Raw genomic sequence first — 26,087 nt, 5'->3', positions numbered from 1 at the left:
GCGAATCCGGGTGATCGCACGGCCACTTTCGGCCATCTCCGGGGCGGGACGGTCCCGGCGCCGGAAGCCGCTCAGGGCCGCGGCGCTCCAGGAACGCCGGGATTCCCCCGACCACCTGAACGGTCACAGTGGTCCCGGGCCGCACGATGAACGGCCCTCCCGGAGCGCGTACGCTGACTCGCTGCGACCAGTACCAGGTCAGCGGCCTGACGGACGCATTGACGCAGCGCATGGCCGTGAGGCGACCATGAACGGGATCCCCGCGGGGACGAAGGAGGTGTGCGGATGAGCGTCTTCCTTCTCGGCGCCTGTGTCGGCGGCGTGTGCGGAGCCATCGGAGTCCTCGCCTCGGTCTTCGTCGGCTTCCGGGAAAGCGTCCTGAAGAACATCGTGGTCCTCGCCGCCGTCGGAGCGCTGTCGGTCAACGCGGGCTGGGTCGTGGAAGTGCGCTCCGGGTACTCGCCTGGGCTCGGCTGGGTGTTGCCGGGGCTGTCGGGGTTCGGGTTCGCCCTCGTCACCGTCTCCTGGATCCGTGCGGCGGTGACACCCCACGAGGACTACCTGCGCGTGTTCATCGCCGCCACGGTGGGGGCCTGCTCCGTTGCCCTGGGCTATCCCGTGTTCCTCCTGGGCGGCGTGGGTGCCGTCCCCGCTGCCACGGTGACCGCCTTCGCCGGCGGGTGGCTGTGCCTCCTCGTCCTGCGGCAGTACGACGACGAGGACGAACGCGGCGGATACGCGGCCATCGGACTCGGGTGCCTGGTCCCCGTGGTGCTGATCGTTCCACTGACCGCAGTGTTCACCTTCGCGTTCCGCGGCATGGCGGGAGGTTGACATGCCGGGGAGCGGAACGTCCCGCGCTCCGTCAGGAGGTGACGGCTCTGACCAGGTGCTCGCGTTCGCCCGGGGTTTCGGGGCGCAGGGACCGGGCCGCGGACACCAGGTCGACCGGGGCGCCGGGAACCGAGGTCAGACAGGCCACCACGCCGTCGTTGAGGTGCGTGCGCAGTTCCGCGGGGGTGTTCCCGCCCCGGTAGACCGCGACCGCGCCGTCGACGTTCCGGCAGCGCACGTCCGGGAACTCGCAGCCCGAGCGGATGCCCTCCGAACCCCTGGCGCGGGCCCCCGTCCAGGTGTGCACGTACACGGGGGTGCCGTCCGGGTCGCGGTAGGTGAAGCGCAGGGCGCCGTCGACCTCGTGGACCTGGTCCAGGGACCAGCGCGGGTCGTCCAGCACCGCGATGGTCTGGTCGAAGGACTCGATCTGCTCCCGCGAGCGCTCGTCGGCGGCCCGGGCGCGCATCTCGTCGGAGACGGCGGGCAGCGCGGTGAGCAGGGCCGCGACCACGACCACGGCGGGAAGCACGCCCGCCTGGAAGCGGTCGGGCAAGCCGCACCAGGCCATACAGGCGCCCATGCCCAGTGTGGCGACGGCGGCGCTCAGCACCGCGATGCTCACTGTGGTGTTGCCCGGGACCGGGGTGGCGGCCGGGGCGAGGAAGGCGACGAACACGGGTGTGGCCATGGCGGTGACCGTCACCAGCGACGCCGCGGAGGTCGGGTGGTTGACCCCCGCGCCCTCCAGCCACCGGGTCCCCAACCAGGTCATGAGCAGGACGACGCCCGCGACCAGCGGGGCGAACACCAGGACGCCCAGGCCCGCGCCGCTCATGGTCAGGGCCTCGGCCGCCTCCCACAACCCGACGGGGAAGAGCGACATCACCGGGGCACCGACCAGGCACAGGATGAGCACCGCACCGACCGCGGCGACTCTGGGCCGGCCCGTGGGCGCTCGTGGCAACACGCCGTCGATTGACCGCATATTTCCTCCTGGCGGGGAGGACACGTTACGCCTGTTGGGTCTTGGGCGCCAGATGTGGAACGTGGGGATCGATCTTGACGCCCATGTCCGAATCGTCTCCCACATGTTCGCGTCAGGTCAATGACACGTCATCCGCGCGTCGCGGATCGCCCCGGATCGCCACGGGCGGCCACACCCCTGGCCCTCCCCGGGCTACCCGTCGAGCTTGCGCAGGTACGGACGGCGAATGGCGTTGAACTGCGACCACTGCGGGTCGAGGTGCGTACGCAGCCTCACCTCTCCCTCGGGCCAGTCCGTCAGGGCCGCCTCGAACTCCGGCAGCACACCGGAGTCCGGGTCCAGGTAGTAGTGGTACTGGCGGCGCCCACCGGTGGTCTGCCGTGCGAAGAGTGCTCCGTTGTCGCCCAGCAGGACGGTCAGCCGCTCCTCCAGCTCCGTCAGCGCGCTGAGCGACTCCTCCGCCGGAAGCCGGTCCTCGTCCAGGTGCGTGTACGGCACGACCACGTGGACGTACAGCGACAGCGCCGGGTAGTCGCGTCGGGTCAGGGGGTGCCGGATCCGGAACTCCAACCCGCCCTGGATCGGCACCCGGCCCTCGAAACCCGCCCATCCGCCCGGGCCGCCGAGCAGGTCGACCATCTGCCGGACGACCGCCGGCATGGACGTGGGCGGCAGCGGGTCCAGGGGCGCCTCGTCCAGCGGCGCCACCTTCCCGATCCACCGCACCATGTCGTCCTCGCCCAGCGCCAGCAGAGTGACGTGCTCGGCGACGCCCTGGCGGGTCTCCTCCGACAGGAACATGTTGTCGGGGTGGTAGACGCCCACCTCGATCCGGCCCGCCGCCTGGTTGACGCGCATCGACACCGACACGTGCGACAGGTCGAGTTCATGGTCGTCCCAGGTGACGGTGGACGAGAGCTTCTCGTGGTCGGCGCGGCGGACCGGGAGGAAGGCCCACTGGTCGTCCTCGGGCGCCGACCGGGCCCAGCGCTCGGCCTGCACGCGGGCCTCCTCGGAGGTGCCCGGGCGCAGGGTCATGGCGTAGACCGGGCCCTCGGTGAGCTTCGACGGGTCGTCCATCGCCGCGAGCTGCTCCAGGAGCTTGCTCGGGTCCGCGTCCATCGACAGGTCGAGGTCGTCCAGACCGCCGCTCGGGCGGCTCGGCGCCCGGCCCACTTCCCAGTCCAGGTCCGGGTGGATCTTCCTCACCAACTCGCTCACCTCCTCCGACACCTCGGACGGAGCCGGCTGGTCGGTCTCGACGGCGTTGGCGAGCGCGTCGCGCGCGGTCGGCCAGGCGTCCCAGAACGCGGTGACGGCGGAGGTGGAGTCGGCGGAGCGACGACGACGGAACAGAGCCATGGACCGATTTTCGCAGAACCCGGCGACCACCCTCGCCGCGCCCCGGCGGGAGTGTCCCACCCCGCTCGAAATCCGTGGTCCGGACACCGGGCGGGCGCATACGCTGGTGGGCACTATGACTTTGCGTGTACTGGCCGCCATGTCCGGCGGAGTCGATTCCGCGGTCGCCGCGGCCCGTGTGGCCGAGGCGGGCCACGACGTCACCGGCGTTCACCTGGCGCTCTCCAAGAACCCACAGTCCTACCGCACGGGCGCGCGCGGCTGCTGCACCGTGGAGGACTCCCACGACGCGCGCCGGGCCGCCGACGTCATCGGTATCCCGTTCTACGTGTGGGACATGTCCGAGGAGTTCGACCGGGAGGTCGTGCAGGACTTCGTCGCGGAGTACGAGTCGGGGAACACGCCCAACCCGTGCCTGCGGTGCAACGAGAAGATCAAGTTCGAGGCGGTGCTGGACCGGGCGATCGCGCTGGGCTTCGACGCCGTGGCCACCGGCCACCACGTGCGCAAGATCGACGGGCGCCTCGTGCGCAGCGTCGACGCGGCCAAGGACCAGTCCTACGTCCTGGGCGTGCTCGACGCCGAGCAGATCGCGCACGCCGTGTTCCCGCTCGGGGACTGCACCAAGGAGGAGGTCCGCGCCGAGGCCGACCGCCGCGGCCTGTCGGTGGCGGACAAGCCCGACAGCCACGACATCTGCTTCATCGCCGACGGCGACACCGCGGGCTTCCTGAACCGGCGGATCGGCGAGCGTCCCGGCCCCATCCAGGACGAGGAGGGGAACGTGGTGGGCACCCACAACGGCGCGCACACGTTCACCGTGGGCCAGCGCAAGGGGCTGGGCCTGGGCGGTGCCGCGCACCCGCGCTACGTGCTGTCCATCGAGCCGGTCCAGAACACCGTGACGGTGGGTCCGCGCGCGTCGCTGGCCGTGGACGAGATCACGGGTGTGCGGCCGGTGTGGAGCGGATCCGGCCCGCTGACCGAGCCGACCGAGTGCCACGTCCAGTTGCGCGCGCACGGCGAGGTGTACCCCGCGACGGTGTGGCAGCGCGGAGCCGAGGGCGGCGACGAGCTGGTCGTGCGCCTGGCCGAACCGGCCGCGGGCGTGGCCACCGGGCAGGCGGTCGTGGTCTACGACGGCGACACGGTGCTGGGGTCGGCGACGATCTCGGCGACGGCGCGCTCGGCCGCGGTCGCCAGCGGGACGACCACCGCCTGAGCCCCGCCTGGGCCAGGCCTGAGCCCCGCCTGGACCACGCATGGCCGGCCGTGCGGCCGAGGGCGCGCGGGGGAGGAACCGGTCGCTGAGGGACGGATCTCCTCCGTCCGGGCCCCCAGCCCCTTGCCGAGGTTAGGTAAGGCATAGCATAGTTGCTGCTCAAGGAAGGGGGCCTGTCCATGCCCGAGTTCGGTTTCCTTGAGGGGCAACCCTTCTGGATCGTCTACTTCGCGCTGTTCGGCATCGTCCTGTGCCGCGCCCAGGCCACCTACTGGATCGGCCGGGGGCTGGGAGCCGGGGTGAAGCGCAGCCGGATGGGCGAGCGGCTCGGCCCGCGGCTGGACCGCGCCCGGCGGAGCATCGACCGCTACGGCGCCCCCGTCGTCACCCTGAGCTTCTGCACCGTCGGCGTGCAGACCGCCGTCAACCTGTCGGCGGGCGCGATGCGCATGCGCTTCCCGCGCTACCTCGCCGCCATGGTCGTGGGCTGCCTGATCTGGGCCGGACTGTGGGGCGTGGTGATCTCCGGGCTGGTCGGTACCTGGTGGACCCTCTTCCTGGGGTCGCCGTGGCTCGCGGTCGGAGTGGTCCTGCTGGCGGCCGCCGTGGTCGCGGTCCTGGTGCTGCGGTCCCGCCGCCGGGTCCGGACGCCCGCCGCCGCCGAGGACTCCTCCACGCCCGTGTGACCGGCCGCCCGGAACGGCCACCACCTTCAACGGAACGCCCCCCGCCCGTCGCCCGCCATCGCCCCTGGGGCCACTTCGTGGGGGTGTGGGGCTTCCACCCTCAACGGAAAGCCTCCGGCTTCAGCGCTCTTCGGCCGTGGTTGCCCTAACCTTGGGCATCGTGACCGAACAGCACCCCTATCCCTGGCCCGACGCCTCCTACACCGGGATCGGGTCCTGGCCGGGCGAGGACCCCGACGAGGCCGTGCGCACCATCATCGGTGAGCTCCCCGACCTCCCCCACCTGCCCGAGCTGCCCGACCGCGGTGTCGGCGCCGACATGATCGGCCGTACCAGCGGACTGCTCGTGGACTTTCCCGTGGAGGTCCAGCCCAGCGCCTGGCGCGTGGCCGACACGCCCGGCCGCGACCTCGCCCGCGCCACCAGCCTCATGTCCTACGACCTCGACGCGCTCACCGAGCACGCCCACGCCTACACCGGCACCCTCAAGATCCAGGTCGCCGGCCCCTGGACGCTGGCCGCGTCGATCGAACTGCGCAACGGCCAGCGCCTGGTCTCCGACCCCGGTGCCTGCCGCGACCTGGCCGAGACGCACCGCGAGGGAGTCCTGGCCCACCTGGGCGAGGTCCGCCGCCGGGTGCCAGGCGCACGCGTCCTCCTCCAGGTCGACGAGCCCTCGCTGACCGCGGTCCTACTCGGCTCCCTGCCCACCGCCAGCGGTTTCGGACGGGTGCGTGCCGTGGACCGCGTCCACGTCGAGGCCGTCCTCCGGCAGCTCTTCACCGCCCTGGAGGAGGCCGGCGCCGTGCCCGCCGCGCACTGCTGCGCCCCCGGCGCGCCCGTCGACCTGCTGCGCCGCAGCGGGGCCAGGGCGCTGAGCCTCGACGCCCTGCTGCTCACCCGCGACCACGACGAGATGATCGGCACGGCCGTCGAGGCCGGTGTCGGACTGCTGCTCGGCGTCGTCCCCTCGTCCGACGCCCCGCGCGGGCAGACGCCCGAAACGTCCGGCGCCGCCACCGCGCGGGGGCCGCAGCGGTCCCCCGGAATGTCGGACGCCGCCGCTACCGTCGACCCTGTACGCGAGCTTTGGAACCGGTTGGGCATCACCCCTGACCTGCTCTCCCGCGCGGTGGTCACCACACCGACGTGCGGGCTCGCGGGAGCCACGCCCGGGTACGCGCGGGCGGCCCTGGACGCCGTTCGCGCCGGAGCGAGGGTCCTGCGGGACGAGCCCCGCCGGTAGCCCCGCGGGCCGGCGACCGCGACAGGCGAGCACGAGAGCAGCAGAAAGGCGTTACCGAGTGAGCGCGCTTCACAACACGACCGACATCCCCGATGAGGTACGCGCCCGCCACACCGAGTTGTGCCGGGAGCTGGACGACCACAGCTACCGGTACTACCTGGGCAAGCCCGTCATCTCCGACGCCGAGTACGACACCCTCATGGGCGAGCTGCGCGGTATCGAGGACTCCTACCCGCAGCTGGTCACCCAGGACTCGCCCACGCAGAAGGTCGGCGCCCCCATCAGCGTCGACTTCGCCGAGGTCGAGCACCTGGTCCGGATGGAGAGCCTGGGCAACGCCTTCGACACCGAGGAGCTCAACGCCTGGGCCGACCGGGCCTCGGCCGAGGTGCCCGTCGACGCCTACCTGTGCGAGCTCAAGATCGACGGCCTGGCGGTCGACCTGGTCTACGAGCGTGGCCGCCTCGTCCGCGCCGCCACCCGCGGCGACGGCCGGGTGGGCGAGGACATCACCCTCAACGTGCGCACCATCGACGCCGTCCCCGAACAGCTCGACGAGAGCGTCCGCCCCGCCCCCGAGCTGCTGGAGGTGCGCGGCGAGGTCTTCCTGCCGGTCAAGGAGTTCGGCGAGCTCAACGAGCGCATCACCGCCACCGGCGAGCACACCCCCTTCGCCAACCCCCGCAACGCGGCCGCCGGGTCGCTGCGGCAGAAGGACCCCCGCGTCACGGCCACCCGGCCGCTGTCGATGATCGTGCACGGCGTGGGCGCCTACTCCCCGGCCTCCGACGGCGTCGCCTTCACCAGCCAGTCGCAGGCCTACACCCTCCTCGGCGAGTGGGGCCTGCCCCTGAGCGACCGCTACCGGGTCGTGGACTCCATGGCGAAGGTGCGGGACTACGTCGACCACTACCGGGCCAACCGCCACGAACCGGCCTACGAGATCGACGGCATCGTCATCAAGGTCGACGACTTCGGCCTCCAGCGCCGACTGGGCTCCACCAGCCGGGCTCCGCGCTGGGCGATCGCCTACAAGTACCCGCCGGAGGAGGTCACCACCCGGCTCGTCGACATCAAGGTGGGCGTGGGGCGCACCGGCCGTGTCACCCCCTACGGCGTGATGGAGCCCGTGGTCGTGGCGGGCTCGGAGGTGGAGTTCGCGACCCTGCACAACGCGCAGGAGGTCGCCCGCAAGGGCGTGCTCATCGGCGACGTCGTGACCCTGCGCAAGGCGGGCGACGTCATCCCGGAGATCGTCGGCCCGGTCGTGGAGCGCCGGGACGGCAGCGAGCGCGAGTTCGAGATGCCGACGCACTGCCCGGAGTGCGGGACCGAGCTGGGCCAGCAGAAGGAGGGCGACGTCGACCTGCGCTGCCCCAACGCACGCTCCTGCCCGGGTCAGCTGCGCGAGCGCGTGGCCTTCATCGCCGGGCGCAAGGCCCTGGACATCGAGGCGCTGGGCTACGTGGCGGCCACCGCCCTCACCCAGCCCCTGGAGCCGGCCGACCCGCCGCTGCGCGACGAGGGCGACCTGTTCGACCTCACCGTCGACCAGCTGCTGCCGATCCGCACCCACGTCCTCGACCCCGACACCACCGAGCCCAAGTCCGATCCCAAGACCGGTGAACCCAAGGTCGTGTCGTTCTTCGCCAACCTCAAGGGCGAGCCGAAGAAGACGGTGGAGAAGCTCTTCGAGCAGTTGGAGGAGGCCAAGTCCAAGCCGCTGTGGCGCGTCCTGGTGGCGCTGTCCATCCGGCACGTGGGCCCGCGGGCGGCCGAGGACCTGGCCCGCCACTTCCGGTCCATGGACGCCATCCGCCAGGCGAGCGAGGAGGAGCTGGCGGCCGTGGACGGCATCGGCCCCACCATCGCCGCCTCCATCCGCGAGTGGTTCGCGGTGGACTGGCACGCCGAGATCGTGCGCAAGTGGGCGGCGGCCGGTGTGCGCATGGAGGACGACGCGCCCGAGCACGGGTCGGACCTGCTGGCGGACGTGACCGTGGTGGTGACGGGCGGCCTGGAGGGCTTCACGCGCGACAGCGCCAAGGAGGTGATCGCCGAGCGCGGCGGCCGGGCGACCTCGTCGGTGTCCAAGAAGACCGGTTTCGTGGTGGCCGGGGAGAGCCCCGGCTCCAAGTACGACAAGGCCGTGAAGCTGGGCGTGCCCATCCTCGACGAGGCGGGGTTCCGGGTGCTGCTCGACGAGGGGGCCGACGCGGCCCTCGCGCGGCGGCTCAACCCCGAGCCGGAGCCGGACGAGGAGCCCGCAGGGGACCAGGGCCAGGCCGGGGAGTAGGCCGGCCGCACCCACCCGGACCGCGGGGCCGCGACGGCCCCGCGGTCCGGTGGTCCCACCTCCGCCGCGCTCCGCTCACGCGCGGCCCCTCCCACCCGCCGTCCCATCCGCCCCGCGGTCCGCCTCTCCCGTCCGCCGTTCCCGTGCGATCGGACCCGCGTGGGAACCCGAGGCGCGGGGTGTTCGTTCGGCACGGCGGCGGTCCATGCCGATTTCTCCCGGATCCGCACGGGTTTCGTTCGTGCATTCGGATGACTTTGGCTCGTTTGTCACCACGCGACCGCACGACTTGGTTAACTGATAGTTCTCGGTAAGCGACAGTTGGTGACGAAACGACGTAAGATGGACATCGTTACCCGGGATGCAGTGCATCCGAACCCGGATTCGGCCATGAGGGGTGGCAGGATCACGGACACCCCGAACCGGCAGGAGCGGCGGCGCACGCGCCGCCCGCTCCGCGTCCCCCTCACGAGGTCAACGGATGAAGGATCCCCACAGCACCAGGGACATCGGTCCACGGGTCGGCACGCCGCTCTGGCTGTACATGGTGAGCGCCGTCGTCGCCGGCACGGGCGTGCTCGTCGTCTCCGGTCTCGACCTCGGACTCGACCAGATCAGCGGCCTGGTCGGAGAACCGCTCGTGTGGGTCCTGCTCTGCATGATCATCCTCGGCGAGCTCAGACCCGTGGCCGTGCGGGGCCAGGCCATGGACGGGGGGTCGCCCACCTCCCTGCCGTTCACCCTGGCCATCGTCATCTACTACGGCCTGCCCGTGGCCGCCCTCCTGCAGGCCGTGGCCGCCGTCGTCGCCGGGTTCGCCCGCGGACACGCCGCCCACCGCAACGCCTTCAACGCCGCGCAGTACACCCTCTCCCTCGGCGTGGCCGACGCCGTCCTGCGCCTGCTCCAGCCCATCCTCGCCCGACTCGAGGTGCTGCCCACCGGCGGCGAACTGGCCGTCGTCGCGCTCGCGGGCGTCGCCTACCTCGTCGTCAACCGCATCCTGGTCATGTGCGCCGTGGCCATGCACGAACGCGTCCCCCTCCAGCAGGTCCTGTTCAAGGACCTGACCCAGCAGCTGCACATCAACGCCGTCCTGGTGAGCCTCGCCCCGCTCGTGGTCGTGGCCATGACCTACTCGGTGCTCTACGTGCCCCTGTTCGCCTTCCCCCTCAGCGCCCTGCACGCCAGCGCCCTGATGCTGGTCAGGCGCGACCACCAGGCCAACCACGACGAACTGACCGGGCTGGCCAACCGCACCCTGATGACGGTCCGCGCCCAGGAGGAGATCTCCCACGCCCGCCAGCGCGGTGGGCGGGTCGGCCTGCTCCTGCTCGACCTCGACCGGTTCAAGGAGGTCAACGACACCCTCGGCCACGCCACCGGCGACCGCCTCCTGGAGACCGCGGCCGGACGGCTCGTCCACAGCGTCCGCCCCGGCGACCTCGTCGCCCGGCTCGGCGGCGACGAGTTCGCCGTCCTGCTGCCCCAGGTGCGCGACACCGACGCCGCCGCGGAGGTCGCGGCCCGGCTGCGCGGCGCCCTCGGCGAGCCCGTGCGCCTCAACGGCGTCGACCTCGACCTGGAGGCGAGCATCGGGATCGCGCTCTACCCCGACGACGCCACCGAGTTCGAACCCCTCATGCAGCGCGCCGACGTCGCCATGTACGTGGCCAAGGCGGGCCGTACCGGCGTGGAGTCCTACGACCCCGGCAAGGACCGCAACTCCACCGCCCGCCTCAGCCTGTTCAGCGAGCTGCGCCGCGGCCTGGCCGAGGGCGCGCTGGAGATGCACTACCAGCCCAAGATCCGCCTCTCCGACGGCCGGCCCATCGGCCTGGAGGCCCTCGCCCGCTGGCGCCACCCCACCCGCGGCCTCCTGGCCCCCGGCGACTTCATGCCGATCGTGGAGGAGTCCCACCTCAGCCGCGCCTTCACCAGCCAGGTCCTGGACGCGACCCTGGCCCGCACCGCCCAGTGGCGCGCCGACGGCTTCCGCCTGCCGGTGTCGGTGAACCTCGGCGTCCGCGAACTCCTCGACCCGGCCCTGCCCGCCACGGTGGCCGCGGCGCTGCGCGAGCACGGTGTGCCCTCGGCCCAGCTCGTCCTGGAGATCGGCGAGCACGCCCTCATCGTCGACACCGAGGCGGCCACCGCGGCCGTCCACCGGCTCCGCGACCTCGGTGTCGGACTCGCGCTCGACGACTTCGGGACCGGGCACTTCACCCTCGCCCAGCTCGCCGGGCTGCCCCTGGACGAGGTCAAGATCCACGAGTCCTTCACGGCCCACCTCACCGGCGGCTCCGACCAGGGGCACACGGTCGTCCGCGCCGCCATCACCCTGGTCAGGGCCCTGGGCATGCGCGCCACGGCCGAGGGCGTCCAGACCGCGGCGCTGGCCGAGGCCGCCCGCGAGACCGGCTGCCACGCCGCCCAGGGCCACCACTTCTCCCGTCCTCTGCCCTCCGGCGAGGTCCGGGAGTGGCTGGCCGCGCACGACGGCGGCGCCGTCGCCGACACCACCACCTGAACCGTCACGCCCCGTGCCCGCGGACCGGCACCGGCCACCGCGTCGGCGCCATAGGATTGGGTCGGTACACCCGTCCGTCGAAGAAACGGTTCTCCACTGATGACCGCCATCACCCGCGATGAGGTCGCACACCTCGCCCGGTTGTCGCGGCTGGCGCTCGACGAGAGCGAGCTCGACACGCTCGCCGCCCAGCTCGGTGACATCCTCACCGCCGTGGCCAAGGTGCAGGAGGTCGCCAAGGGCGACATCCCGCCGAGCTCGCACGCCCTGCCGCTGACCAACGTCTACCGACCCGACGAGGCCCGGCCCTGCCTCACCCCGGAGCAGGCCCTGGCCGGTGCCCCGGCGGTGGAGGAACAGCGCTTCCGGGTTCCGCGGATCCTCGGGGAGGAAGAGTAGATGAGCGACGTCATCAGCCTGACCGCCGCCGACCTCGGCGCGGCCATCGGCGCGGGCGAGGTGTCCTCCGAGGAGGCCACCACGGCCTACCTGGACCGGGTCTCGTCCGTGGACGGCGAGATCGGCGCCTTCCTGCACGTGGACCGCGACGTCGCGCTGGCCCAGGCCCGGGCCGTCGACGCCCGCCGCGCCGCCGGTGACGACCTGGGCCCGCTGGCCGGCGTCCCTGTCGCCCACAAGGACGTGTTCAGCACCACGGACATGCCCACGACCGCGGCCTCGAAGATCCTGGAGGGCTGGCGCCCGCCCTACGACGCCACCGTCACCGCGCGGCTGCGCGAGGCGGGCCTGGTCATCCTGGGCAAGACCAACATGGACGAGTTCGCCATGGGCTCCTCCACGGAGAACTCCGCCTACCAGGTCACCCGCAACCCGTGGGACACCGACCGCATCCCGGGCGGCTCCTCCGGCGGCTCCTCCGCCGCCGTGGCCGCCTTCGAGGCGCCGCTGGCCACCGGCACCGACACCGGCGGGTCCATCCGCCAGCCGGCCGCTCTGTGCGGCCTGGTCGGGGCCAAGCCCACCTACGGCGGCTCCTCCCGCTACGGGATGATCGCGTTCGCGTCCTCGCTGGACACCCCCGGCCCGTTCGCGCGCAACGTGCTCGACGCCGCCCTGCTCCACGAGGCCTTCTCCGGCCACGACCCCCGTGACTCCACCTCCATCGACTCCCCGGTCCCGGCGGTCGTCGACGCCGCCCGTCTCGGCGACGTCGAGGGCCTGCGCGTCGGCGTGGTCAAGGAGCTGGACAGCGACGGCTTCCAGCCGGGCGTGCGGCAGCGCTTCCACGAGACCCTGGAGCTCCTGGAGTCCCTGGGCGCCAAGATCGTGGAGCTCTCCTGCCCGAGCTTCGACGCGGCCCTGTCGGCCTACTACCTCATCGCGCCCAGCGAGTGCTCCTCCAACCTGGCGCGCTTCGACGCGATGCGCTACGGGCTGCGGGTCGGCGACGACGGCACGCGCAGCGCCGAGGAGGTCATGTCCCTGACCCGGGCCGAGGGCTTCGGCGCCGAGGTCAAGCGCCGCATCATCCTGGGCACCTACGCCCTGTCGAGCGGCTACTACGACGCCTACTACGGCAGCGCCCAGCAGGTGCGCACCCTGATCAAGCGCGACTTCGACGCCGCGTTCGAGAACGTGGACGTGCTGGTCTCGCCGACCACGCCCACCACCGCGTTCCCGATCGGGGAGCGGTCGGAGGACCCGATGGCCATGTACCTGGCCGACCTGTGCACGATCCCGTCCAACCTGGCCGGGAACGCGTCGCTGTCGGTCCCGTGCGGCCTGGCGCCCGAGGACGGCCTGCCCGTCGGCTTCCAGATCATGGCGCCGCCGCTGGCCGACGACCGCACCTACCGGGTGGCGGCGGCCGTGGAGCGGACCCTGGCCGAGCGCGACGGCGCGCTCCTGTCCCGCAACCCCTACGCCGTGCGGGGCTGACCCCGCCGCGCTGAGCGCTCACCGCGCTCGTTCCCCGTGCCCGCCGCGTCCCGACGCGGCGGGCACGCGTGTGTCCGGGGGCGCCTGTGTGTCGGCACGCGTGTGCGCGGGGACGGGTCCGCTGTCCGGGGCGGGTCCGGATGCCGGGGAGCGGTGTGCGGGCGCTGCCGCGACCGTCTGGGTCCGTCCCCGGGAACGACGAAGGGCCCGTCCGCGCGATCTCTCGCACGGACGGGCCCTCACACGTCACCCGGAGGCCGGGGACGGAAGGGGACTAGCCCTCCACGTCGGACGTGTCGGCGGCCTTGCGGCGGCGGCTCAGGTAGATCGCACCGGCACCGGCACCCAGGGCGGCCACACCGGCCGCGACCAGACCGGCCAGCGCGCCACCGGTCACCGGCAGGCTGGGCGAGTTGTTGTCGTCGGCGGGCTCGGACGGCTGCTCGCTGGGCTCCTCGGAGGGCTGCTCCGACGGCTGCTCGGACGGCTCCTCAGAGGGCTCCTCGGAGGGCTGCTCGCTGGGCTCCTCGGACGGCTCCTCGCTCGGCTCCTCACCGAGCACCCAGCTCGCGGTGGCGGAGGCCGAGACCTCGGTCTCGCCGCCTTCCGCGGTGATGAGGGTCTGGGTCGGGGAGCTCTCCTCGTCGCCCATGAACAGGCGGCCGACCTCCACCGTGGCGGTGGTCGACAGGCTGAAGGAGGCGCTGCCGTCCGCGGTGCCCTCGGGCACGGTGAAGCCGACGGTGTCGCCGTCGTTGACCGCGGAGACGGGCTCGCCGGTCTCGAGGTCCACGAGCTCGACCCCGTCCGGGACGTTCTCGCCCAGGGTGACGGGGATGTCGGAGGCGCTGGAGGCGATCTCGAACTCCCCGACGACGCCGCCGGGCGCGCCCTCGGCGGTCTCCGGGGTGATGCTCAGCGAGGCGTCGGGCTCCGCGGTCTGCGGCAGGTCCTCGGCCGCGCCGATGAGGTACTCGTAGACCTCGGTGACGCCGTTGCGGCCCTCGCCGGTCATCTCCGCGCCGTTGCTGAAGTGCCAGATGGCGGCCTGGGTGGCGCCCAGGGCCTCGGCGTCGCCGAAGCGGGGGTTGTCCACCCCGGCGGCCGCGGCGAGCTCGTCGGCGGTGATCTCCGGGTAGCTGTTCTGCAGGATCCAGTGGACCTTGGCGGGCTCGGCGAAGTCACCGCGGCCCGGGTAGTTCTCCCAGGCGGACTCGTCGTAGCCGGCGCCGCTGCGGATGCCGGTCTCGAGGTCGATGCAGTAGGCCGTGAGGACGGTGCCGTCCTCCAGCTCCAGGTTGAACAGGTTGGTGCCCACGGTGTCGCCGTTCATCCGAACGGAGACGCCGGTCTCGGCGTTGCCCGTGTACTCGCCATGGGCGGCTTCGGCGGCGGCGGGCGCGGCGAGGCCGAACGCCAGCAGACCGGCAGCGGCGGCGGCAAGGCCCGCGCGCCCGGCGGAACGGGTGAGGGAGATCTTCGTCAAGTTGTGTCCCGGTGTCGTCTAGGGGTAACCGGTGGAAAACGCCAGTTCAGGTAGAACGGGCGGCAGGGAATTCCTCGGCGCCGTCACGAACGGCGGCATGAATCCTGATCGGGCCGTCTTGGGCGGTCACCACGGCCGGGTCCTGGGGGACGTCGATGCGAGGCACCCGTGGGGGAGGCGCGTCATCCGGTGTGGTTCGCCAACGCGGGAGCGGGCCGCGCTCGTCGTGAAGGTCGCCCGCCCGATACTAGCGACCACATAGGCCACTTCCAACCCGGTTGTCGGAAAATGTGATGCGAAACGGGCATGGACAAATCGGGGCGAAAAAGGACCGCATTGCACGTCACCGAGGTGCGGTCGAGTCCCCTCGCAGGTCGCGAGGGGTGCGCGTCAATCGCGTCGACGGCGACCGAGCACCAGGATGAGCAGGCCGGACACCACCAGCGCCCCCGCGATGATCAACAGGGCCGACAACCAGGTCCCGGTGGTCGCCAGATCGTCGTCGGGGATTCGGTCATCGGTCGCGGACGGGCTCTCCGACGGCACGGGCTCCTCCACCCGGGCGCTCTCCTGGGCGGGCGCCTGCGTCGCGGGAGCCTCCTCCACGACCGCCTCCTCGCTTTCGGCGGTCTCGTCCGCCTCCGGCTCGGGGGGCGTGCTGCCGCGCCACGTCAGCGTCGCCGTGGCGGAGCTGGTCATGGTGCCGGGCTCCGCCGTCACCAGCGGCTGGGTACTGGCGCCGTCCCGGCCCGTGAACAGGCGGCCCTCGGGCAGCGGCAGATCACTGCCGTGCACGTGCACGGTCGCCACACCCGCCTGGACCGAGGGGTCCACGTCGAAGTAGAGCCGGTCGCCGTCCCCGGCCCGCGAGACCTGCTGTCCCTCGTCGTCGACCAGCCACGACGCGGGAGCCCCGCGCACCGACAGGCGCAGGCTGCCCGATCCGGCGCTGCCCACCGTGAGCGGGCCGAGCGGGGCCTCGGGGGCGACGGCCTCCAGCTGGGTCGGCGAGACCTCCAGGGACGGCTCCGCGGCGGTGTCCACCGCCTGGGCGCTGCCCTGCACGAGGAGGTCGTAGACGGCGACGACCGCGGCGTCGTTGGCGTCGCGGTCCAGATCGGTCCCGTCGAGCACGTGCCACAGCGCGGCCTGGGTCCCGGCGATCGCCTGGGCCTCGTTGACGTGCAGCGCGCCCGCGTCCACCGCCAGCGGGGTCAGGGCCACACGGGGGTAGGAGTGGGCGACGATCCAGCTCGCGCGGTCGGCCGGATCGGTGGCCTCGGGCACCTGCGCCCAGTCCTCGCGGTCCGACCAGTTCGACTCCACGTAGGCCGTGCGCGGCCGGACCTCCTCGTCCACGCGCGCCGCGTAGGCCCGCACGGAGTCGCGTGCGCCCACGCGCAGGCTGAACAGGGCGGTGGAGGCGGACCGCCCGTCGTCGAGCACGAGCTCCGCGCCGACGAGCGGGTCGCGGTCGACGCGGGAGAAGTCGTCGGCGGTGGCGGCCGGTGTGCCGGCCAGGGCGCCGAACAGTCCGGCGGAAGCCAGCAGAACGGCGCACCGTAGCGGGATGCCCCTCATGTTCTGCTCCCGGGCGACGGGCGGCAGGCCGTTGCGGGGCCGGCCGGCGGGGTGGTCAACGTGGAAGCACAGAATAACCGCGCGACACACTGGGTGACGGTAGAACCGTCCCACAGTGGCCCAATCGTGCGCTGTCCGTGACATCTCCCAGTGGCATCATCGGCCCCAGGCATCACGAAGAGTGCACGGTTCCCCAGGTGGGGGGCACCGCGGGGCCGCCCGCGGGCGCCGGACGGGTCCGCGCGGAACGGGTCGGCCACCCCCGCGCGCTCGGTAGGCTGGTCCCGAAGGTATGTCCTCTACGGAAACGGGTTCGCGGCGATGGCCCACGCGGTAACTCCAAGCCCTGCCACTGACAGTGGTCCCACCCCGGTGGACTACGAGACGGCGCTGGCGACCTATGAGCCCGTGCTCGGTCTGGAGACCCACATCGAGCTGGGCACCGCCTCGAAGATGTTCTGCTCCTGCCCCACCGGGTTCGGCGCCGAGCCGAACACCCAGGTGTGCCCGGTCTGCCTCGCGCTGCCCGGTTCGCTGCCGGTCGTCAACGCCAAGGCGGTCGAGGGGGCCATCCGGCTGGGTCTGGCACTGAACTGCTCCATCGCGCCCTGGGGCCGCTTCGCCCGGAAGAACTACTTCTATCCGGACATGCCGAAGAACTACCAGATCTCGCAGTACGACGAGCCGATCTGCGTGGACGGCCACCTCGACGTCACCGTCGACACGCCCGACGGTCCGCGCGAGTTCCGCGTGGACATCGAGCGCGTCCACATGGAGGAGGACACCGGCAAGTCCACCCACGTGGGCGGCTCCACCGGCCGGATCCACGGGGCTTCGCACTCCATCGTCGACTACAACCGCGCGGGCATCCCGCTGCTGGAGATCGTGACCAGGCCGATCACCGGCACCGGCGAGCTGGCCCCCCTCGTGGCGCGCGCCTACGCCGCCGAGCTGCGCGACCTCGTCCGCTCCCTGGGCATCTCCGACGTGCGCATGGAGGAGGGCTCCATGCGCTGCGACGTCAACGTCTCCATCAACGAGCGCGGCGCCGAGGAGTGGGGCACCCGCAGCGAGACCAAGAACGTGAACTCCCTGCGGTCGGTGGAGCGCGCGGTGCGCTCCGAGATCGAGCGCCAGGCCGGAGTCCTGGACGCCGGGCAGCGCGTGGTCCAGGAGACCCGCCACTTCCAGGAGAACACCGGGCGCAGCATCTCCGGCCGCAGCAAGGAGGAGGCGCAGGACTACCGGTACTTCCCGGACCCCGACCTCGTCCCGGTCGCGCCCACCGAGGAGTGGATCGAGGAGCTGCGCGCCGGCCTGCCCGAGCTGCCCGCCGCCAAGCGCGCGCGGGTGCGCGCCGAGTGGGAGCTCAGCGACACCGAGCTGCGCGACCTCGTCAACGCCGACGCCATCGAGCTGGTCGAGGCCACCGTCCTCGCGGGGGCGCCCTCCGGTGAGGCGCGCAAGCTGTGGCTCAACGAGCTCTCCCGCCGCGCCACGGAGCAGGAGGTGGAGCTGTCCGCCCTGCCCATCACCCCCGCCCAGGTGGCGCGGATCATCGCGCTGGTCGCCGAGGGCACGCTCACCAACAAGCTCGCCCGCCAGGTCGTCGAGGGCGTCCTCGCCGGTGAGGGCGAGCCCGACGCGGTGGTCGAGGCGCGGGGCCTGAAGGTCGTCAGCGACGACTCCGCGCTCGGCGCGGCGGTCGACGAGGCCATCGCGGCCAACCCCGACGCGGCCGACAAGGTGCGCGGGGGCAAGGTCGCCGCGGCCGGTGCCCTGGTGGGCGCGGTCATGAAGGCCACCCGCGGCCAGGCCGACGCCGGCCGTGCCCGCGAGCTGATCCTGGAGAAGCTCGGCGCGAGCTGACCGGTCCTGCCCGTGCCCCGCCGCGCGGTGGGGCGGGGCGGACCTCCGCACCACGATGCGACGGGACGGACACCCGTTCCGTCGCGCGACGGGCGTCGGCCCTGGCGCGTCCGGGGTGGGGCGGATCTCATCGCCGTTCGACCGGGCGCCCACGCCGCTGGGGCTAGTGTCGGGGCGTGTCCCGGCCCGATGGGGGCCGCGGCACGTACGGAAGCCCGGCCGCACCGCGTACGGGAGGCCGGCCACACTCCGGTCACGTCGAGTGACCATTCCGTCGCCATGTCTCGGCCGGTCCTCAATCGTCGTGTGACCTGCCTTGCGTAGTGTGGCGGCACCACGGGGGCGCGTGCGGCCGTTCGGGGCGTACCACGACCCGACTCCTTCCGGTCCGGAGGACGAGCGGGACATCGGGCGGCGGACCACGGCGCCGGGCGCAGTGACGCGCCTGGTACCGGACGACGCCGGGTGGGTTCCCCACGTCCACGTCAGAGAGCGCGGCCGCGAGCCGCGGCAGACCCACTGGGAGGTCGGTGATGGGGATCAGGGCACGCCGCCTGTGGACCGCAGCCCTCGGTGCGCTGTTCCTGCTCTACGTCGCCGGGACGTTCGTACCGGCGGCGCAGTCCACGCTCACCGCGGTCATGGCCGAGTGGCCGACCTCCGTCGCGGCCGCTCTGGCGGGGGCCTCCCTGCTGTTCGCGTCGCGCCGGTGGGCGGCGACCGGCGCCGACCACGACGCCCAGGCGGACGGCGCGGACGGGCCGGCCGCCCTGCGCAACCTCGGCCTGGCGTCCCTGGCCTGGGCGGCGGGCGGCGTCACCCACGGGATCACCCGCCTCTTCGGCTCCAGCTCCGTGCTCTCGCTGACCCTGGGCGACCTGTTCGCGCTGGCCGCCCTGCCGCTCTTCGTGGTGGGCTTCACGCGGTTCGCCCCCTGGCCGGGGGGCCTGCGCACCGCCCTGCGCCACATCACCGACAGCTACGTGTGCGCCGCCGCCATCTTCTCCGTCGTGTGGCTGCTGCTGTTCGCCCCGCAGTACCGGGAACTGGGCGAGGGCGCCGGGGTGCTGGGCTTCGCCCTGGTCTACCCGGTGGCCGACATCGTGGTGCTGTGCCTGCTGATCCCCCTGGTCTTCATGTCGCCGCACAGCACGCGGCGCGCGGTGCTGCTGGCGATCTCGGCGCTCATCGTCATCGCCGGCGCCGACCTGATCGGCGGGATCAGCCGACTCACCGGTCCACCCGTGGCCGGGGGGATCGAGTACCCGGTGAAGTTCCTCGGCTTCGCCCTGCTGGGCGCGCTGCCGTGGCTGGTGGAGCACCGGCCGGGGTCGGTCCCGCGCAGGATCACCGGGCGCGGGCTGTACCGGTTCGCTCCCGAGCTGGCCGCGATCGGCGCGCTGGCCCTGGCCTCGATCGTGCTCACCGTGGCGGCGCTGCGCCTGCCGGGCGTGGCCCCGGTGCTGCCGCTGGCCGCCGGCACGGCGGTGCTGGTGCTGCTGGTGCGGGTGCTGGGCATGCTGGAAGAGAACGCGACCCTGGCGCGGATGGTCCTCAACCGCGAGGGGCACTTCCACGAACTGGCCCGCAACAGCGGGGACGTCATCCTCATCCTGGACCGGGACGGCGGGGTCTTCTACGTCAGCCCGGGCACGGCCGAAGCGTTCGGCTACCGGCTCGACGACGTGCTGGCCGCGCCGGTGACGGCGCTCATCCACCCCGAGGACCTCGGGCGGACCAAGGCGGTCAACGACCTGTTCGGCCACCGGGCCGGCCAGGGGGTGCACCTGCGGCTGCGGGTCCGCGCCGCCGACGGCACCTGGCGGCACACCGAGTCCACGGTGTCGCTGTACGAGCAGCCGGGCGAGCCGGACCGCCTCCTGGTGACGACCCGGGACATCAGCGCCCAGGTGGCACTGCAGGACGAGGTCGAGCACCTGACCTTCCACGACGGGGTCACCGGCCTGCCCAACCGGGCCTACCTGGAGGAGCGCGCGAGCGACGTCCTGGCCCACCGGGCGATCAGCGACGACCCCGACACCGACATCGCGTGCGTCTTCCTGGACCTGGACGGGTTCACCGCGGTCAACGACTCCGCCGGGCACGTGCGCGGCGACCACCTCCTCGGGCAGGCCGCCCGCAGGCTGCGCGGCGAGCTGGACTCGTCGGCGACGCTGGCCCGGTGGGGCGGTGACGAGTTCGCGGTCCTGGTGGAGGGCGTCACGCGCGCCCAGCGCGTGGTGGACCTGGCCGAGCGGCTGGGCCGGGTGATCGCCTCGGAGCCCTTCCAGGTGGCCGACCGGGACATCCTGCTGACCGCGAGCATCGGTGTGGCCTTCGCCGAGCCCACCTCCGACAGCGGCGAGCTGCTGCGCAACGCCGACGTGGCCATGACGCGCGCCAAGGAGCGCGGCGCCGGGCACGTGGAGGTGTACGCCGCCCACATGCACGACACCGTGGTGTCGCGGCTGGAGCTGCAGATCCGGCTGCGCCAGGCGCTGGCGGCGGGGGAGTTCTTCCTGGAGTACCAGCCGATCGTCGACCTGGACAGCTCCCAGGTGACCGCGGTGGAGGCGCTGGTGCGCTGGAACCGCGACGGCGAGGTCGTGGGCCCGGACGACTTCATCGGGGCGGCCGAGGAGTCCGGCCTGATCGTCCCGCTGGGGGAGTGGATCCTGCGCGAGGCGTGCCAGAAGGTCGCCGTGTGGCGGGTCTCGGACTGGGACATCGGCCTGTCGGTGAACCTGTCCGTCAAGCAGGTGCTCTCCGACCGTTTCGTGTCGACCGTGGAGACGGTGCTCGCCGACTCGGGCCTGCCCGCGGAGGTGCTGACGCTGGAGGTCGACGAGGAGGTCCTGCTGGACGACGTCGGCGAGGCCGTCCTGCGCCTGGGGGAGCTGCGCGCCCTGGGCGTCATGCTGGCCATCGACGACTACGGCATGGGGTACGCGTCCCTGGCCCACCTGCGCGAGCTGAGCGTGGACGCGATCAAGATCGACCCGCTGTTCACGGCCGACCTGGGCCGGGACGACACGGTCACCCTGCTGACGCACACGATCATCCAGCTCGGCCGCGACCTGGGCGTCCAGGTGGTGGCCGAGGGGATCGAGCGCTCCGAGCAGCTGGAGCAGCTGCGCACGATGGGCTGCGACCGCGGCCAGGGCTTCCTGGTCGCCCGCCCGATGCCGGCCTCCGGCATGGAGTCCCTCGTCGGCGGCGAGAGCGGCGTCAACCTCTAGGGACGACTCCGACAATTCCGGACGATAGGTCGTTCACCTGCGGCGTCGTGCGCGCGGCGGCTACGTTGCCGACATGCCCTCATTCGAACACGAGTTCCCGCTCGACCTGATCCGGAACGACCCGGGATTCGCGGCGGAACTCCTGCGGGAGGTCAGCGGAACACCGTTGCCCGAGTACACCCGCGTGCGCTGCGACGCGGCCGAGGCGACGAGCACGGCACTCCCGTATCTGAACTCGGACAACGTCGTGGTGTGCGAGCGCCCGCCGCTGCCCCACGAAGGGGATGAACCGGTGTCGGTGCTCGCGATCATCACCGAGCCCCAGCGCTCGTGGGACCCCCGCAAGCTCTTCAGCTGGCCCGCCTACGTGTCCTACACCCGACATCGGTTGAAGTGCCCGATCGCCTTGTTGGTGCTGACTCCGGACTCGGCCCTGGCTCAACGCTACGACGAACCCATCGATCTGGGTTGCGGCGAGATCCGGCCGACGGTACTGGGCCTCGACACGCTGAAGCCCGTCACCGACCAACGAGTGGCAGCGGAGCATCCGGTGCTGACGGCCCTGGCCATCGCCACCAATCCAACCGAGGACCGGGCCGCTTTGGAGGCTCTGTCAGTGGCTCTTCACAGCCTCGATGCGTCTCAGTCCTCGCTGTACTCTGACTACGTGCTCGCGGCCCTGTCCGCCGCGGCCCTGGGATCTCTGGAGGAGATCGTGAAGTTGCGCGACTACGAGTTCAAGACCGAGTTGATCGGCCGACCCTTCCGTGAGGGTGAGGCCAAGGGCCTCACCGCTGCGATCATCGAGGTCCTGGAGGGTCGGGATCTCGAGGTCAGCGACGAGGTTCGGCAGGGGATCAACGCCATGGCCGACCGCGAGACGCTGCGCGCCTGGGTTCGCAAGGCAGTGAGGGTGGAGCGGGCGGAGGACCTGTTCCGCTGAGCGGGGCCTGTCCACGGCGTGGACAGCGGTACGTGCCGTGCGTTACACCCGGTCGGTGACGCGGCGGCGTCCGCCGTGGTCAGCGGGTCGGTGTGTCGATGGATGAGGCCGCATGCTGACATTTTTGTCTCGAATGGCGAGACAAAACGGCGTTCTTGTTGACGGGCGACCACTCCGTCGGCCACTGTTGTCAACGTGCAGAGCAACTCCCTGATTCTCGTACTTGGTCGGCGCGCAGCCCACTGAGTTTCTTCTGCTGCGCGCCACCCCTCAACCGCCATCGGGCGGTGGGGGTTTTTTTATTGCCACACCAGGCCATGAGTCAGACCCACCAAGCCAGAGCCGCTGTACCCGCTCTGGACCCTCGCTGAAGGATCTTGAGATGACCGAGCAGATGACCGGCGCCCAATCGCTGATCAGGTCGCTGGAGCACGTCGGCGTTGACACTGTCTTCGGGATTCCCGGCGGCGCCATCCTCCCCGCGTACGACCCCCTCTACGACTCGGACAAGGTGCGCCACATCCTCATGCGCCACGAGCAGGGAGCCGGCCACGCGGCCGAGGGCTACGCCTACGCCACCGGCAAGCCCGGCGTGTGCATGGCCACCAGCGGCCCCGGTGCCACGAACCTCGTGACACCGCTGGCCGACGCCCACATGGACTCGGTGCCGATGGTCGCCATCACCGGCCAGGTCGCCTCGCCCATGATCGGCACCGACGCATTCCAGGAAGCGGACATCTGCGGCATCACGATGCCGATCACCAAGCACAACTTCCTGGTCAAGGATGTGCGGGACATCCCGCGCACCATCTCCGAGGCGTTCCACATCGCCTCCACCGGCCGTCCCGGCCCGGTGCTCGTCGACATCTCCAAGGACGCCCTGCAGGCCGCGACCGAGTTCGTCTGGCCCGAGCGCATGGACCTGCCCGGCTACCGCCCGGTCACCAAGCCGCACGGCAAGCAGGTGCGCGAGGCCGCGCGGATGATCGCCGAGGCCAAGCGCCCCGTCCTGTACGTCGGCGGCGGTGTCCTGCGCGCCGGAGCCGCAGCCGAACTGCGGGTGCTGGCCGAGCTGACCGGCGTCCCCGTCGTCACCACCCTGATGGCCCGCGGCGTTTTCCCCGACAGCCACCCGCTGTGCGTGGGCATGCCCGGCATGCACGGCGACGTCGCCGCGGTCGGCGCGCTGCAGAAGGCCGACCTGGTCGTGGCCCTGGGCGCCCGCTTCGACGACCGCGTCACCGGCCGCCTGGACTCCTTCGCGCCCGACGCCAAGATCGTCCACGCCGACATCGACCCGGCGGAGATCTCCAAGAACCGCCACGCGGACGTGCCCATCGTCGGCGACTGCCGCGAGGTCCTGGCCGACCTGGTCGTGGCCGTGCGCGCCGACCAGGAGAAGGGCCGCGAGGGCGACTACGCGGCCTGGTGGCACCAGCTCAACCGGCTGCGCGACACCTACCCCAAGGGCTACGAGCCGCACGACGGCGACTCCCTGGCCCCGCAGGCGGTCATCGAGCGCCTCGGAAAGATCGTCGGCCCGGAGGCCACCTACGTCGCGGGCGTCGGCCAGCACCAGATGTGGGCCGCCCAGTTCGTCGACTACGAGCGCCCCGGAGCGTTCGTCAACTCCGGCGGCCTCGGCACGATGGGCTTCTCCGTCCCCGCGGCGCTGGGCGCCAAGGCCGGCGACCCCGACCGCGTCGTGTGGTCGATCGACGGCGACGGCTGCTTCCAGATGACCAACCAGGAACTGGCCACCGCCGCCATCGAGGGCATCCCGATCAAGGTCGCGGTCGTCAACAACGGCAACCTGGGCATGGTCCGCCAGTGGCAGACCCTGTTCTACGAGGGCCGCTACTCCAACACCGACCTGCAGACCTCGCCCAAGGACGAGAAGGTCCGCATTCCCGACTTCGTCCGCCTCGCGGAGGCGTACGGTTGTGTCGGCCTGCGGTGCGAGCGCCCCGAGGACATCGACTCGACCATCGAGAAGGCCATGTCCATCAACGACGCCCCCGTCGTCGTGGACTTCACCGTCAGCCACGACGCGATGGTCTGGCCGATGGTCGGCCCCGGTGTCAGCAACGACCAGATCCAGTACGCGCGCGACATGGCGCCGAACTGGGAACACGAGGACTAGGAGAAGGCCGAACCACCATGAGCAGTCACACGCTTTCCGTTCTGGTGGAGGACACCCCGGGCATCCTCGCCCGCGCCTCCTCACTGTTCTCCCGCCGCGGCTTCAACATCGACTCGCTCAGCGTCAGCACGACCGAGTACCCAGGACTGTCCCGGATGACAATCGTGGTCAACTGCGACCTCCACCCCTTGGAGCAGGTGACCAAACAGCTCAACAAGCTGGTCAACGTCGTCAAGATCGTGGAGATGGACACCACCGCGTCGGTCCGCCGCGAGCTGCTGCTCGTCAAGGTCAAGGCCGACGCGTCCAGCCGCACCCACGTGCTGCAGACGGCCGAGCTGTTCCGCGCCCACGTCGTGGACGTCAGCCCGGACGTCGTCGTCATCGAGGCGACCGGGGACCCCGAGAAGCTCGATGCGCTGGTGAAGAACCTGGAGCCCTTCGGTATCCGGGAGCTCGTGAAGTCCGGGCTGGTCGCCCTGGGGCGCGGCCCCCGGTCGATCACCGACCGCTCCCTTCGCGCGGTCGACCGCAGCGCCTGAGGGCCGGGCCGACACGGGGCCCGAGCAGGTTCCGAACGAACGTCAGTAACAGTTCCTCCCCGCGCACGCGGAGATGATCCCAAGGAGTAACCCCAAGTGGCAGCACAGATGTACTACGACGACGCCGCGGACCTCGCGCTCATCCAGGGCAAGAAGGTCGCCGTGATCGGTTACGGCAGCCAGGGTCACGCGCACGCGCTGTCGCTGCGGGACTCGGGCGTGGACGTGCGGATCGGCCTGGCCGAGGGATCCAAGAGCCGGGCCAAGGCCGAGGAGGAGGGACTGCGCGTCCTCAGCCCCGCCGAGGCCACCCGTGAGGCCGACGTGGTCATGATCCTGGTCCCCGACCACATCCACCGCGACCTGTACGCCCAGGAGATCGCGCCCAACCTCGAAGCCGGCAACGCGCTCTTCTTCGGCCACGGCTTCAGCATCCGCTACGGCCTCATCACCCCGCCCGAGGGCGTGGACGTGGCCATGATCGCCCCCAAGGGCCCGGGCCACCTGGTCCGCCGCCAGTACGAGGCCGGGCGCGGCGTGCCCTGCCTGGTCGCGGTGGAGAAGGACGCCAGCGGGCAGGCCTGGGACCTGGCGCTGTCGTGGGCCAAGGGCATCGGCGGCACCAAGGCCGGCGTGATCAGGACGACGTTCACCGAGGAGACCGAGACCGACCTCTTCGGCGAGCAGGCCGTGCTGTGCGGCGGCACCGAGGAGCTGGTCAAGGCCGGTTTCGCCACCCTCGTGGAGGCGGGCTACCAGCCGGAGATCGCCTACTTCGAGTGCCTGCACGAGCTCAAGCTCATCGTCGACCTCATGTACGAGGGCGGCATCTCCAAGATGAACTGGTCGGTGTCGGACAACGCGGAGTACGGCGGCTACACCCGTGGCCCGCGCCTGATCACCGAGCAGACCCGCGAGGAGATGCGCAAGATCCTGGGCGAGATCCAGGACGGCAGCTACGCCAAGGAGCTCATGGACGAGTTCGACGCCGGGCAGCCGACCTTCTCCAAGCGCCGTGAGGCCGAGCAGAGCGAGAAGATCGAGAAGGTGGGCGCCGAGCTGCGTCCGCTGATGAGCTGGCTGAAGGGCTAGCCTCCGGGCCGAGCACGCTCGCGAGCACTCGGACGCATCCACCGGGGCGGGGACCTCCTCCGCCCCGGTGGCGTGTGTGGCGGGGAAGCCCGACGGGACAGGGGATCCGGACTTTCCCCCCGGTCCGCC

At 71.8% G+C, this 26,087-nt stretch carries 18 protein-coding genes; 14 read left to right on the top strand and 4 right to left on the bottom strand.

From position 1 onward, the window contains the following. The first annotated feature begins 285 nt into the window (after positions 1 to 285). Positions 286 to 834: a hypothetical protein gene (locus HNR10_RS10175; protein WP_179822678.1), complete on the top strand. Its 549-nt coding sequence runs from the start codon at positions 286 to 288 to the stop codon at positions 832 to 834. Positions 835 to 865: 31 nt separating this feature from the next. Here the strand turns inward: HNR10_RS10175 and HNR10_RS10170 are convergent, their stop codons facing one another. Beyond that, complete coding sequence (locus tag HNR10_RS10170) at positions 866 to 1,822, bottom strand: hypothetical protein (RefSeq protein ID WP_246406154.1); 957 nt, start codon at positions 1,820 to 1,822, stop codon at positions 866 to 868. 192 nt (positions 1,823 to 2,014) lie between these two features. Continuing rightward, positions 2,015 to 3,184, bottom strand: coding sequence for a DUF695 domain-containing protein (locus tag HNR10_RS10165; RefSeq protein WP_179822676.1), 1,170 nt, complete (start codon positions 3,182 to 3,184; stop codon positions 2,015 to 2,017). A gap of 115 nt (positions 3,185 to 3,299) precedes the next feature. On the opposite strand from HNR10_RS10165, the gene mnmA reads away from it, so the two are divergent. The 7 genes from mnmA (at position 3,300) to gatA (ending at position 13,063) form a co-directional block, all read left to right on the top strand. Further along, positions 3,300 to 4,406: a tRNA 2-thiouridine(34) synthase MnmA gene (gene mnmA, locus HNR10_RS10160; protein ID WP_246406152.1), complete on the top strand. Its 1,107-nt coding sequence runs from the start codon at positions 3,300 to 3,302 to the stop codon at positions 4,404 to 4,406. Between the two features lie 179 nt (positions 4,407 to 4,585). Next, positions 4,586 to 5,092, top strand: a complete 507-nt coding sequence (locus HNR10_RS10155; RefSeq protein WP_179822674.1) for a DedA family protein — start codon at positions 4,586 to 4,588, stop codon at positions 5,090 to 5,092. A gap of 160 nt (positions 5,093 to 5,252) precedes the next feature. After that, positions 5,253 to 6,338 (top strand): methionine synthase, encoded by a 1,086-nt coding sequence (locus tag HNR10_RS10150; protein WP_179822672.1) that lies wholly within the window; start codon positions 5,253 to 5,255, stop codon positions 6,336 to 6,338. 58 nt (positions 6,339 to 6,396) lie between these two features. Then, positions 6,397 to 8,634, top strand: coding sequence for an NAD-dependent DNA ligase LigA (gene ligA / locus HNR10_RS10145; RefSeq protein WP_179822670.1), 2,238 nt, complete (start codon positions 6,397 to 6,399; stop codon positions 8,632 to 8,634). A gap of 481 nt (positions 8,635 to 9,115) precedes the next feature. After that, positions 9,116 to 11,164, top strand: a complete 2,049-nt coding sequence (locus tag HNR10_RS10140) for a putative bifunctional diguanylate cyclase/phosphodiesterase (RefSeq protein ID WP_179822668.1) — start codon at positions 9,116 to 9,118, stop codon at positions 11,162 to 11,164. Positions 11,165 to 11,263: 99 nt separating this feature from the next. Further along, on the top strand, positions 11,264 to 11,563 hold the full coding sequence (gene gatC / locus HNR10_RS10135; protein ID WP_053616098.1) for an Asp-tRNA(Asn)/Glu-tRNA(Gln) amidotransferase subunit GatC: 300 nt from the start codon (positions 11,264 to 11,266) through the stop codon (positions 11,561 to 11,563). After that, the gene (gene gatA, locus HNR10_RS10130) at positions 11,564 to 13,063 is read left to right on the top strand and encodes an Asp-tRNA(Asn)/Glu-tRNA(Gln) amidotransferase subunit GatA (protein ID WP_179822667.1); all 1,500 of its coding nucleotides are present in this window, start codon (positions 11,564 to 11,566) and stop codon (positions 13,061 to 13,063) included. It begins immediately after the preceding gene. A gap of 274 nt (positions 13,064 to 13,337) precedes the next feature. On the opposite strand, the gene HNR10_RS10125 is transcribed toward gatA, so the two are convergent. Both HNR10_RS10125 and HNR10_RS10120 read right to left on the bottom strand, forming a co-directional pair. Further along, the gene (locus HNR10_RS10125) at positions 13,338 to 14,549 is read right to left on the bottom strand and encodes a thioester domain-containing protein (RefSeq protein WP_179822665.1); all 1,212 of its coding nucleotides are present in this window, start codon (positions 14,547 to 14,549) and stop codon (positions 13,338 to 13,340) included. A 390-nt stretch (positions 14,550 to 14,939) separates the two neighbouring features. Continuing rightward, entirely contained in the window at positions 14,940 to 16,130 is a 1,191-nt protein-coding gene (locus HNR10_RS10120) for a thioester domain-containing protein (protein ID WP_179822663.1), read from the bottom strand. A 372-nt stretch (positions 16,131 to 16,502) separates the two neighbouring features. Between HNR10_RS10120 and gatB the strand changes: the two genes are divergently transcribed. From gatB to ilvC, 6 genes are all read left to right on the top strand, one after another. Next, on the top strand, positions 16,503 to 17,999 hold the full coding sequence (gene gatB, locus HNR10_RS10115) for an Asp-tRNA(Asn)/Glu-tRNA(Gln) amidotransferase subunit GatB (RefSeq protein WP_179822661.1): 1,497 nt from the start codon (positions 16,503 to 16,505) through the stop codon (positions 17,997 to 17,999). 533 nt (positions 18,000 to 18,532) lie between these two features. Beyond that, positions 18,533 to 21,238, top strand: a complete 2,706-nt coding sequence (locus HNR10_RS10110; protein ID WP_179822659.1) for a putative bifunctional diguanylate cyclase/phosphodiesterase — start codon at positions 18,533 to 18,535, stop codon at positions 21,236 to 21,238. Between the two features lie 73 nt (positions 21,239 to 21,311). Beyond that, a complete protein-coding gene (locus HNR10_RS10105) occupies positions 21,312 to 22,181 on the top strand; it encodes a hypothetical protein (RefSeq protein WP_179822658.1) in 870 nt (289 codons plus the stop codon). Positions 22,182 to 22,548: 367 nt separating this feature from the next. Continuing rightward, the gene (locus HNR10_RS10100; protein WP_281390218.1) at positions 22,549 to 24,324 is read left to right on the top strand and encodes an acetolactate synthase large subunit; all 1,776 of its coding nucleotides are present in this window, start codon (positions 22,549 to 22,551) and stop codon (positions 24,322 to 24,324) included. A 17-nt stretch (positions 24,325 to 24,341) separates the two neighbouring features. Continuing rightward, positions 24,342 to 24,866 carry an acetolactate synthase small subunit gene (ilvN, locus tag HNR10_RS10095; RefSeq protein WP_179822654.1) on the top strand — a complete coding sequence of 175 codons (525 nt, stop codon included), beginning with the start codon at positions 24,342 to 24,344 and terminating at the stop codon, positions 24,864 to 24,866. Positions 24,867 to 24,962: 96 nt separating this feature from the next. After that, positions 24,963 to 25,958, top strand: coding sequence for a ketol-acid reductoisomerase (ilvC, locus tag HNR10_RS10090; protein WP_179822652.1), 996 nt, complete (start codon positions 24,963 to 24,965; stop codon positions 25,956 to 25,958). Positions 25,959 to 26,087 lie beyond the last annotated feature (129 nt).

The organism is Nocardiopsis aegyptia, from assembly GCF_013410755.1.
GTDB lineage: Bacteria > Actinomycetota > Actinomycetes > Streptosporangiales > Streptosporangiaceae > Nocardiopsis > Nocardiopsis aegyptia.
This window is presented reverse-complemented; position numbering and strand designations above follow the sequence as displayed.

Excerpts from the sequence above, each read along its gene's own strand:
- HNR10_RS10175 (WP_179822678.1), top strand. The coding sequence starts at position 286 with ATGAGCGTCTTCCTTCTCGGCGCCTGTGTCGGCGGCGTGTGCGGAGCC.
- HNR10_RS10170 (WP_246406154.1), bottom strand. The coding sequence starts at position 1,822 with ATGCGGTCAATCGACGGCGTGTTGCCACGAGCGCCCACGGGCCGGCCC.
- HNR10_RS10165 (WP_179822676.1), bottom strand. The coding sequence starts at position 3,184 with ATGGCTCTGTTCCGTCGTCGTCGCTCCGCCGACTCCACCTCCGCCGTC.
- mnmA (WP_246406152.1), top strand. The coding sequence starts at position 3,300 with ATGACTTTGCGTGTACTGGCCGCCATGTCCGGCGGAGTCGATTCCGCG.
- HNR10_RS10155 (WP_179822674.1), top strand. The coding sequence starts at position 4,586 with ATGCCCGAGTTCGGTTTCCTTGAGGGGCAACCCTTCTGGATCGTCTAC.
- HNR10_RS10140 (WP_179822668.1), top strand. The coding sequence starts at position 9,116 with ATGAAGGATCCCCACAGCACCAGGGACATCGGTCCACGGGTCGGCACG.
- gatC (WP_053616098.1), top strand. The coding sequence starts at position 11,264 with ATGACCGCCATCACCCGCGATGAGGTCGCACACCTCGCCCGGTTGTCG.
- gatA (WP_179822667.1), top strand. The coding sequence starts at position 11,564 with ATGAGCGACGTCATCAGCCTGACCGCCGCCGACCTCGGCGCGGCCATC.
- HNR10_RS10120 (WP_179822663.1), bottom strand. The coding sequence starts at position 16,130 with ATGAGGGGCATCCCGCTACGGTGCGCCGTTCTGCTGGCTTCCGCCGGA.
- HNR10_RS10110 (WP_179822659.1), top strand. The coding sequence starts at position 18,533 with ATGGGGATCAGGGCACGCCGCCTGTGGACCGCAGCCCTCGGTGCGCTG.
- HNR10_RS10105 (WP_179822658.1), top strand. The coding sequence starts at position 21,312 with ATGCCCTCATTCGAACACGAGTTCCCGCTCGACCTGATCCGGAACGAC.
- ilvN (WP_179822654.1), top strand. The coding sequence starts at position 24,342 with ATGAGCAGTCACACGCTTTCCGTTCTGGTGGAGGACACCCCGGGCATC.